Origin of the sequence: Ruminococcus sp. RTP21204st1_B2_RTP21204_210225 (assembly GCF_040914135.1) — a bacterium.
Classification (GTDB): domain Bacteria; phylum Bacillota; class Clostridia; order Oscillospirales; family Ruminococcaceae; genus Hominimerdicola; species Hominimerdicola aceti.
The window spans coordinates 1-8,422 of the sequence record NZ_JBCPGA010000068.1 but is presented as its reverse complement, the minus strand read 5'-3'; the positions used below and the strand labels follow the sequence as shown (position 1 = coordinate 8,422).

The window sequence follows — 8,422 nt, the reverse complement described above, 5'->3', positions numbered from 1 at the left end:
CATTTTCATTGTTTTGCACAGGAGATTTGATTTTGACACGGGGGTAAGATGTGCGTTTTCGCCGTCGCACTGTGAGATACCCCCTATGTCAAAACGTTATTAATTTAACAGAAACGAATTTTTAGAGAACTTTTGCCTTAATAAAAGTTCAGTCGCAAGTTACCCTTTGGGGCTTCTTGCGACTGATGTTATGTGTCATAGTTGCAACTCAAATTTTATTTGAGCTTTTAAATGGTCAACCTTTAAAATGAAACGGTTGTTTTTGTAACCGTTATGGTTTTGGCAGTCATATTTGAAATGAAGAATTTGTAATTTCCGCCTTTGGTTATTTTCATTGTGCAAGTATAAATATACCCATCACCGCTTGCATTCGCTTTAACGGTATGTGATTTTTGAACATATGTTGAACCCTGATAATAACCACAGTTTACATTAGATTCTTTAGTTTTCATATAAAATTTAAGTGTAACTGTAGTATTAGCGGCAATTGCCCATCCATTATCACCAGAAGCAAAGCCCATTGTGACTCCTTGGTCAATTTTACAAGAACCAAATGTTGCAGTACTTCTTAAGTATGGATTGATAATCATTTCATTGCTGACAGGTGGAATAACTGTTTCATCATCTGCGTAACAAATTGTAGCAAAGCTAAAAATCATACACAGAGAAAGCAATAGGGAAACAATTTTTTTCATTGCAAAACAACCTCCTTTCTAAAAAAATTATATATTATTAGGCCTTAATAATATTCTTAATTTAATAATTTAATAATACAGTAACCATCCCGTGAACTTCACAAATGGAAAAAGTCTTTTTGTATTTCTCAAGCTTTCCTTGATAATCATTTTTGCGGTTGTCAAGAAGTATTATTTCAGCTTTTGAAACATCAGCATTATCCAAAAGATATACATTATCAAATTTGTAAAGCGACGGTATTATATATGTGTCTGCATATATGCAGACGGTTTTGTCTATGGTGTCGATAAATTCGTTAGTCTGCGTTATAAGTGCGGTGTTTTCATATCGTTCGGTGTATAACTGTATTTTATCACTAACTGTAACCGAGAAAAGTATGACCGCTGACATTGCGGATATAAGTAATACCTTTCGTTTCTGCTTTAATGTTGATACCTCTTTAACAAAAGCACAGAAAAGCATTGCTCCGCTTCCGAAAACGTATTGGTAATCTACATTATATTGATATGTGTAGTCTGTGCTGAGGTTAACGATTATCAGCGGAACGAGCAAAAACAGATCTGACGCTTTGTTTATTTTAAAGCAAACAAAAATAAAAGGCACTGTCATCAACAGCAGGAAAAGCAGTTTATCTACTGTTATCAGATTTGACACAAAATATGCCGGGTTCTTTATGACGTTTAAGATCACCGCAATAAGTCCGCTGTCGTTTTCGGCCAAGTAAATGTCATATCGGTTTACTTTTACACCCTCGCCAAAAATGTTTATGTATAAATTTGTGCCAATAAAGCCAAGTATGCCGATTATAGTGATAAGTAAACCGCTGGTCTTTTTCTTTTTGGAAAACAAGGAATACAGACCTAGGCAAATGATGTATACCCCTGCGTCCTCTTTGACTGAGAGTATAAGCAGACACGCTGCAACTTCACCAATGTGATTTTTCTTGCACATAAAATAATACAGCCACAATATAAATGCAGGCAAAAACATATTCTCGTGGATATCAAAAAACTGAGAACTGCAAAATGCAGGGTAGAAAAGATATATTATGCTGCACAAAACGGTGTCAGTTCTGCCGAGCTTGTAAAGCCTGCATATTTTTATCAGCGGCAATACTCCGCTTGCAATGATAAGCACTTGCAATATGACTAAAACAACCGAGTTTCTAAATATCATATATATTGGCAGCAGCAAATACCAGCAGGGTGAGAAATGCACATTGAAATGTGACATAAGCACATTTCGTTCGACCGTGGTGTATTGCTTGCCCGTTTTACTCATATATTCAAACATTTGCAGAAAAATTCCCATATCAAAGCACGATGATTCATAGCTTTTTAGTCTGCATACGGTGCCGATCATCAATATTGTTACTGATATCACCGTGAACAACAGAACTGAAATTATCTCCGTTTTTCGGCATTTTAATATTTCAGTTTCCTTTATATCAGCAAACCTAAATATTATTATAGCCAAAACAGCAATGCAGGCAAAGCCGAAATATGCTGTGGTATTGGTCATTTTCCATATTGATATCAACGAATAAGCAAATATCAATCCTGTCAAAAGCAAATTTAAATTAACTCTTTTGAAAACAGTTATAAGGCAAAGTGTTGCTGAAAATGCGATGGTGGGAATGACTAATTGCAGCAGCGAAATGTTCGATACATAATACTTTGAGATAGGATCGGCGTCGCTGATAAGCATGGTATACAAACAGCCAAGAATATATCCGCATAAAATACACGAGAGGAGGTTTTGTTTGTTACTGAACATTGACGTCAAACTCCGAAAGGGTTATTTTATATGCAGAGTAATTTTTTAAATAAAAAGTGTGGTCGCCGTCTTTATTAGCGGTAAAATTTATCTCGTTGCCTGCAGTCTTGTCACAGAAAATTCTGTGTTCTGTTCCGTCCTGATAGTAGCCTAGTTCAATATACTCTCCGTCTTTGTCTGAATAATCAGAGGACAGGTCAAGTTCGATCTTTATAGTTATTTTTTGACCTTCATTCACGAAAACAGGCTCTTTTGTTACCATTTCACCATTGTTAAAGGTGTGGGTCGAACTTAGCTCGTCATCGATATTAATGTCAACAAAAGAGCAGAGGATAAGCGTGCTCAAAGTTATAGCAACAAGTATTATAATATTTGCATATGACTTCTTTTTCTTGGCAGTTATCTCGTTTATCCTAGTTTTCACCTTTTCTTTTTGTGAATACAAACACGCTGAAAATGCTGTATCTTGTTTACCATTTTCACATCTGTTTATCAGCATACCGCAGTAGTTATATTTCTCGGTATCATTCATCTCCTTGACAACTTTTTCGTCGCAAGCTATCTCAGACAGCAAATTCATACTGCGTGAAAGCTTGTATGCAAGCGGATCAAACCAATTGATTATACAAACGACCTGCATTACTATCCTTATGAATATATCGTGATTAAGATAGTGAAATTTTTCGTGCATACATACCACATCATAATTATCAGCTGCGATATTGTCAGGAAGAATTATTACAGGGGCGAACACGCCCATAAGCATAGGGCTTGAAATGCCTGGGCACTTTTTTACTTTCAGGCTTTTATTGCCGCATTTGTATACACCATTTTTTGTTGCCCAGCGGTCAACAAAGCGCTTTAAGGCAAGGTACTTGTAAATGCAAACAAAGCTGTTGAAAGCTACACCAATACACCAGACCGCAACAAGAAAAGGCATTATCTTCTTGACAGCTGGAATATGCTGCGTTTCTGTAAAAATGTATTTTTGTACGTAAATATTCTGAACCACGTCAGCGGTGACAGCCTGGTGAGGAATAAGAGTGGTCAGGTCTAAGGGGAATATTATCAGCAATGACAACGCTGAACATACCTTGTAGAATGATAATTTTTGACGCTTTTTGCCTACAGCTAAAAATATTTTACAGCAAAGATACAGGCACACTATCAGTACATTGCTCCGTATAAAATATGTAAATAAATTATTTATCATTATTTCTGTCCTTTACTTCTTCAAGAAAACGTATCAGCTCATCAATATCCTGACTGCTTAGCTTATCAGTTTCGTATAGATTTGTAACAAGGCTTGAAAGTGAGTTGTTATGGACCGAGCCAAAGAAATTTTCTGTTTCAAATTTAAGATAATCCGATTGGGATACCAGCGAATAATACTGACGCTCCTTACCTGTTTTCTCCGTTCTTAAAAATCCTTTTTCAATAAGGCGTTTAAGAAATGATATGAGAGTTGGTAATTTCCAATTATGGTCGCTCATTTTTTCTGCTATCTGAGAACTTGTGACAGGTTCGCTCATACTCCAAATAGTTTTCATTATCTCAAATTCCGCATCTGGAAGTTTTTTTATTTGGTTTATCATTACACACCTCCGTATTAGACGTTTGTCTATAACGATATTATACACTTGTCTAAAATGCAAGTCAAGTTATGATGTGATGATTTTACAATTATTTAATATTTTCGACAATGCAATGATTCCTGTACTCTATCTTTAATATAAAAAATAATAAAGAGTGATAGCACTTAAGAATAACATAATTTCATTTTCATGACATCTATCTAGATATATTTACCATTGACTTTTTAGAAAAAATCGCATATAATAGTATTAACAGAACCCGACACGCCTCTTAGCAATGCGTACCACGTCGGGTCGTTTAATTATTAGGGGACTTTTTTATGCAGCTTAAAGAACAGCAACCATCAATGAATGTTGATCAACAAATCGAGAACTTGAAAATGCTTGGGTTGAGAATTGTCAATGAAGAATATGCACGTCGAATTCTTAATGATATTTCATATTTCCGCTTGATAAAAGCATATGGCCTTGGACTAAAAGGTAAAAATAAAAATTTTGATGGTTCTATATCCTTTGAACAAATCGTTGAGTTATACCTGTTTAACGCCAACTTCAGGCAACTCTTATTTACTTGGATAGAGCAAATCGAAGTTAATCTCAGGTGTAGGGTAGCTAATCATTTCTCACATATTTATGGTGTACTAGGATATGAAGATCCGGATAATTTTAATGATCCTGGCTATCACTATGATTTTCTTTGTGAGATAAAAAAGGAAATATCCAGAAATAGCAAAGTCCCTTTTGTTAAGAATTTCAAAAATAATTATACTGACGGCAAAATTCCGTTTTACGCTTTGGTGGAGCTGTTCAGTTTCGGTACGCTCTCAAAGTTTTATAAAAATATGAAACCTCAGGACAAAAAAGCCGTTGCAACGTTGTATGGCGTGGGATATACTTATCTTGAAAGCTGGGTCGAACACATTGCTTTTGTGCGGAATATTTGTGCACACTATGGACGTTTGTATAATGTTAATCTTGCTAAAACGCCAAAGCTATATAAGCAATATACAGAAAAGGGGATAAGCAGTATCCGTGTATTTGCAACTCTTCTTTGCATAAAACATCTAATAACTAATGATCAACATTGGACAGCGTTTGTGGACAAACTAGATAAACTTTTTCACAAGTACCCTCACGTTGATAAAAAACTTATGGGATTTCCAGATGATTGGGTTAACATATTGAACGAATAAACATTAAAACATCGCATTTGTTTTTACAAATGCGATGTTTTGATAAGAAAATATATCGTTGTGCTGCTCCTATACTGACAGTCTAACGGCATATGTAATCTCAATGCAATGACCTGTGTTTCTTACGCTGTTTCGGGTAAATATCCATTGTTGTTCAGGACTAATTATTTTGACCATCTGACCGCCTACAGAGCCGACCTCACGAGCTGTAAGATCGCCGTTGTAGCCCTGCTTGAGGTTTACGCCAACTTCGTTAGCTGCTTCCATCTTGAACTTGTTGAGTGTTTCTCTGCCTTCCTGAGTTGTGATACCTTTCATTTTCGTATCTCCTTTTCATTTGTTTTTCGGGTTTGCAATAATATTATATGTCTGCATGATTTGATTATAAGAGGTAATTTATAGAACGAAATGGGGCGGTTTTTGGAATGAAAAAAATCAAAAGCTAAAATTAGTATGATTTTAAACGGAGCAAAATTCAAAAAAAATCATTTACATATAAATTATACTTCTTTTGGAAATTGTGTGATTTTGTATAGTCACTGTTTTCAATTGTCAAAATACCACTGGACACAGTGATTACATGCCCTGCACTGCTGCTGCCGTATTTCAGCACATAACCGTTGAGATCAAGGGTGACGGTGCGGTTGACCACTAATGTGGTGTAAATGGTAATGTCTGACGTCAGTTTGACTGTTCCGTATGAAGCTTATCTGATTGCTGAAACCAGTTCCGCCGCTGTGGAAACTTCCGCCGTCCCACTCGCTGCCATATTATCCTCGGCAAATACGCCTGTCGGCACAAGGCAGAACAGCATACATAGGGTGAGCAGGATACTGAGTATTCGTTTTTTCATTTCTTACTACCTCCGTTATGTAAACTTAATCAAGAGCGGTTATTGTGATTGTGCCTTTGAAGCTCTCGAGACGGGTATTGTATGCCGACTGTTCAAACATGAAGTACAGCGTTATATCCTCGTCCGAGGCGTCGTAAATTCTGGTGAAATTAAAGGAATGTTGGTCGTTTGTCTGCGCTATTTTTTCGCCGTCACGTTTTATGCGTGTAACCTCACGGCAAAGGTCGTCGTCATAGCCGTCTGTCATCTGGATGGAGTAATTACCGCTGTTGTTGGACTCGTTTGATACCACCTGGAGAGAGCCGCTTATGGTGACGCTGTAAACATGACCTTTTTTGAGCGTAATCTTATCAAGATAAGTGGATATCAGGTCTCCGCTGTTTACCTTTTCATAGACGCTTAAAGCTGCGTTGCCGTTATTGAGAAATACTCTCGGAATTCTTGTTTCTGCATAAAAATATCCGGAGCAGGCGCCGTTCTGACCGGGGTCGCCCTTGTCACCTTTATCTCCCTTGTCGCCTTTATCTCCTTTTTCGCCGGGGTCGCCCTTATCGCCCTTGTCGCCGTCAACACCGTCTGTGCCGTCAATGCCTGCGGCTTTTACGCCGGTGTCGGTTTCTCCAATCCACCAGTTGCCGTTCTCGCCGATAAACGGGGTGTTTCCGTCCACACCGTCAGAGCCGTTTTGTCCGTTTGTTCCGTCCTTGCCGTCGGCTCCGTCTTTTCCGTTTATACCATCCTTGCCGTCAAGACCTTTCAAAACCGAAAGATCGTACAGGTTCAGCCATATTTCATCGCCGACATAGCGCCACTGCAGGGTGTTTTCGCTTACACGGAACTCCGGTGTCTTTCCGTTTGCTCCGTCTGCACCTTTCTGCCCGGTGGGACCTGTGATGTCGGCTATCGCCACAAGGTCCTGCCACTCATCGCCCTCGTAACGCCACTGTATGTGGGTTTCAGCTCGCTGCACCTCTATGCTTTTGGCATTAATGCCGTCTTTACCGTCAACTCCGTTAATGCCGTCCTTGCCGTCGGAGCCGTTAATGCCGTCTTTTCCGTTTGTACCGTTTATTCCGTTCTTGCCGTCAGAGCCGTCTTTACCGTTTTTACCGTCTGTTCCGTTTTCTCCGGCAGCGCCCCGCAGCTCAGTAAGCGCCACAAGGTCGTGCCAGTCGGCTTCGTCGCTGTATTTCCACTGAATCGCCGTGCCGTTGTTTCGCACCTCCGGCAGTGCGTCGCCTGTTTTTGCCGCCTTGCTCCATCCTATTGCAAGCACGCTGCAAAGCACCAAAAGAGCGGTGCAAAGCGCCAAAAGTGTACCTGTGAGTAGTTTTTTTTCTGTTTTCATCTTTTTTCCTCCGTTCGGAATTGTTTATCACGGCGGAGCTTTGCACCGCTGCCCACGCCGTAAATGAGCGGCGGTCGATAGGCTTATGCTTGGTTTGCTTTGTACTTATCCACAAACAGGGCGACCCCCTGTTTTAAGACCTCCATCTGGGTTTTCAGATAATATTCATCCTCAAACATCGCATAATGAACGCAGGCGCGGACGAATATAAAGATCAGCGGCGTGATGACCGTATATGGAATGCCGATCTTCGGCTCAAGCCGCTTGGCGTACTCGGTATAGCGTTCGTTCACGCCCTCAAAGAATTTCTTGCCGTGCTCGATATACTTCGGGTGCGTATATATCTGATACATCAGGCGATATTTTTTTCCGTGCTTTTTTGCTGTCCAATACGGGACCTCCTTCACAAAACGGACAACATCCTCGGGGTCGGTGGGTGCCATCTCCATAAAGTCATCCTCAACCTTTTCCATACAGTATGCCGTTGACTCAATGATAAGTTCATCAAGGTTTTTAAAATACGAATACAAATTTGCTTTCGTGCATCCGCACGCATCGGCCAGTGCTTTAATTCCTGTGCCTGTGAGCCCGTTTTCCGAATAGCACTCGAAGCACTTTTCCATTAGTTCACGTTTCCGCTCATTGTGCTGTTGCTCAGTTGTTTTCATGTTGCTTCGCTCCTTTTATGCGTACCGACCGTTCGTTTACGATTAGTATAACACAGATTTGCAACAAAGTCAAGAATTGTTCAAAAAATGAAGAAAATAAAGTTTCAACATGATCTTATAAAAAAGTCCTTACAGCAGAAAAAAAATAGCGGCTTACCTCAACGATCAAAACCGTACTAATAAATATGTCCATAAGACTTATGGAAAGGTGGGATAGGTGTAGGTTTGTCAATCATATTGGACACTATTATTAAGAAATTCGATAGGCGAAAACCATTTGAGGGGACGCATAG

At 39.3% G+C, this 8,422-nt stretch carries 8 protein-coding genes and 1 pseudogene; 1 reads left to right on the top strand and 8 read right to left on the bottom strand.

Features of this window, described 5'->3' with window-relative positions:
- Positions 1-242 precede the first annotated feature (242 nt).
- From AB5123_RS13385 to AB5123_RS13370, 4 genes are all read right to left on the bottom strand, one after another.
- Positions 243-695 carry a hypothetical protein gene (locus AB5123_RS13385; protein WP_117858337.1) on the bottom strand — a complete coding sequence of 151 codons (453 nt, stop codon included), beginning with the start codon at positions 693-695 and terminating at the stop codon, positions 243-245.
- 61 nt (positions 696-756) lie between these two features.
- Positions 757-2,472, bottom strand: a complete 1,716-nt coding sequence (locus AB5123_RS13380; protein ID WP_118124757.1) for a DUF2079 domain-containing protein — start codon at positions 2,470-2,472, stop codon at positions 757-759.
- Positions 2,462-3,685, bottom strand: a complete 1,224-nt coding sequence (locus tag AB5123_RS13375) for a M56 family metallopeptidase (protein ID WP_022287574.1) — start codon at positions 3,683-3,685, stop codon at positions 2,462-2,464. Before AB5123_RS13375 ends, AB5123_RS13380 begins: the two co-directional genes overlap by 11 nt.
- The gene (locus AB5123_RS13370) at positions 3,675-4,067 is read right to left on the bottom strand and encodes a BlaI/MecI/CopY family transcriptional regulator (RefSeq protein WP_242843668.1); all 393 of its coding nucleotides are present in this window, start codon (positions 4,065-4,067) and stop codon (positions 3,675-3,677) included. Before AB5123_RS13370 ends, AB5123_RS13375 begins: the two co-directional genes overlap by 11 nt.
- Before the next feature lie 320 nt (positions 4,068-4,387).
- On the opposite strand from AB5123_RS13370, the gene AB5123_RS13365 reads away from it, so the two are divergent.
- Positions 4,388-5,260 carry an Abi family protein gene (locus tag AB5123_RS13365; RefSeq protein WP_288162906.1) on the top strand — a complete coding sequence of 291 codons (873 nt, stop codon included), beginning with the start codon at positions 4,388-4,390 and terminating at the stop codon, positions 5,258-5,260.
- A 162-nt stretch (positions 5,261-5,422) separates the two neighbouring features.
- On the opposite strand, the pseudogene AB5123_RS13360 reads toward AB5123_RS13365, so the two are convergent.
- The 4 genes and pseudogenes from AB5123_RS13360 to AB5123_RS13345 all read right to left on the bottom strand — a co-directional run.
- A pseudogene (locus AB5123_RS13360) lies at positions 5,423-5,578 on the bottom strand (alpha/beta-type small acid-soluble spore protein); the annotation flags it as partial.
- 388 nt (positions 5,579-5,966) lie between these two features.
- On the bottom strand, positions 5,967-6,113 hold the full coding sequence (locus AB5123_RS13355) for a hypothetical protein (RefSeq protein ID WP_267301844.1): 147 nt from the start codon (positions 6,111-6,113) through the stop codon (positions 5,967-5,969).
- Between the two features lie 25 nt (positions 6,114-6,138).
- Positions 6,139-7,461: a hypothetical protein gene (locus AB5123_RS13350; RefSeq protein WP_288162904.1), complete on the bottom strand. Its 1,323-nt coding sequence runs from the start codon at positions 7,459-7,461 to the stop codon at positions 6,139-6,141.
- Positions 7,462-7,544: 83 nt separating this feature from the next.
- Positions 7,545-8,129, bottom strand: coding sequence for a TetR/AcrR family transcriptional regulator (locus tag AB5123_RS13345; RefSeq protein WP_337811853.1), 585 nt, complete (start codon positions 8,127-8,129; stop codon positions 7,545-7,547).
- Between the last annotated feature and the right edge of the window lie 293 nt (positions 8,130-8,422).

Bases quoted from the DNA above. Each gene is read 5' to 3' on its own strand.
- AB5123_RS13385 (WP_117858337.1), bottom strand. From the start codon at position 695: ATGAAAAAAATTGTTTCCCTATTGCTTTCTCTGTGTATGATTTTTAGC.
- AB5123_RS13380 (WP_118124757.1), bottom strand. From the start codon at position 2,472: ATGTTCAGTAACAAACAAAACCTCCTCTCGTGTATTTTATGCGGATAT.
- AB5123_RS13375 (WP_022287574.1), bottom strand. From the start codon at position 3,685: ATGATAAATAATTTATTTACATATTTTATACGGAGCAATGTACTGATA.
- AB5123_RS13370 (WP_242843668.1), bottom strand. From the start codon at position 4,067: ATGATAAACCAAATAAAAAAACTTCCAGATGCGGAATTTGAGATAATG.
- AB5123_RS13365 (WP_288162906.1), top strand. From the start codon at position 4,388: ATGCAGCTTAAAGAACAGCAACCATCAATGAATGTTGATCAACAAATC.
- AB5123_RS13355 (WP_267301844.1), bottom strand. From the start codon at position 6,113: ATGAAAAAACGAATACTCAGTATCCTGCTCACCCTATGTATGCTGTTC.
- AB5123_RS13350 (WP_288162904.1), bottom strand. From the start codon at position 7,461: ATGAAAACAGAAAAAAAACTACTCACAGGTACACTTTTGGCGCTTTGC.
- AB5123_RS13345 (WP_337811853.1), bottom strand. From the start codon at position 8,129: ATGAAAACAACTGAGCAACAGCACAATGAGCGGAAACGTGAACTAATG.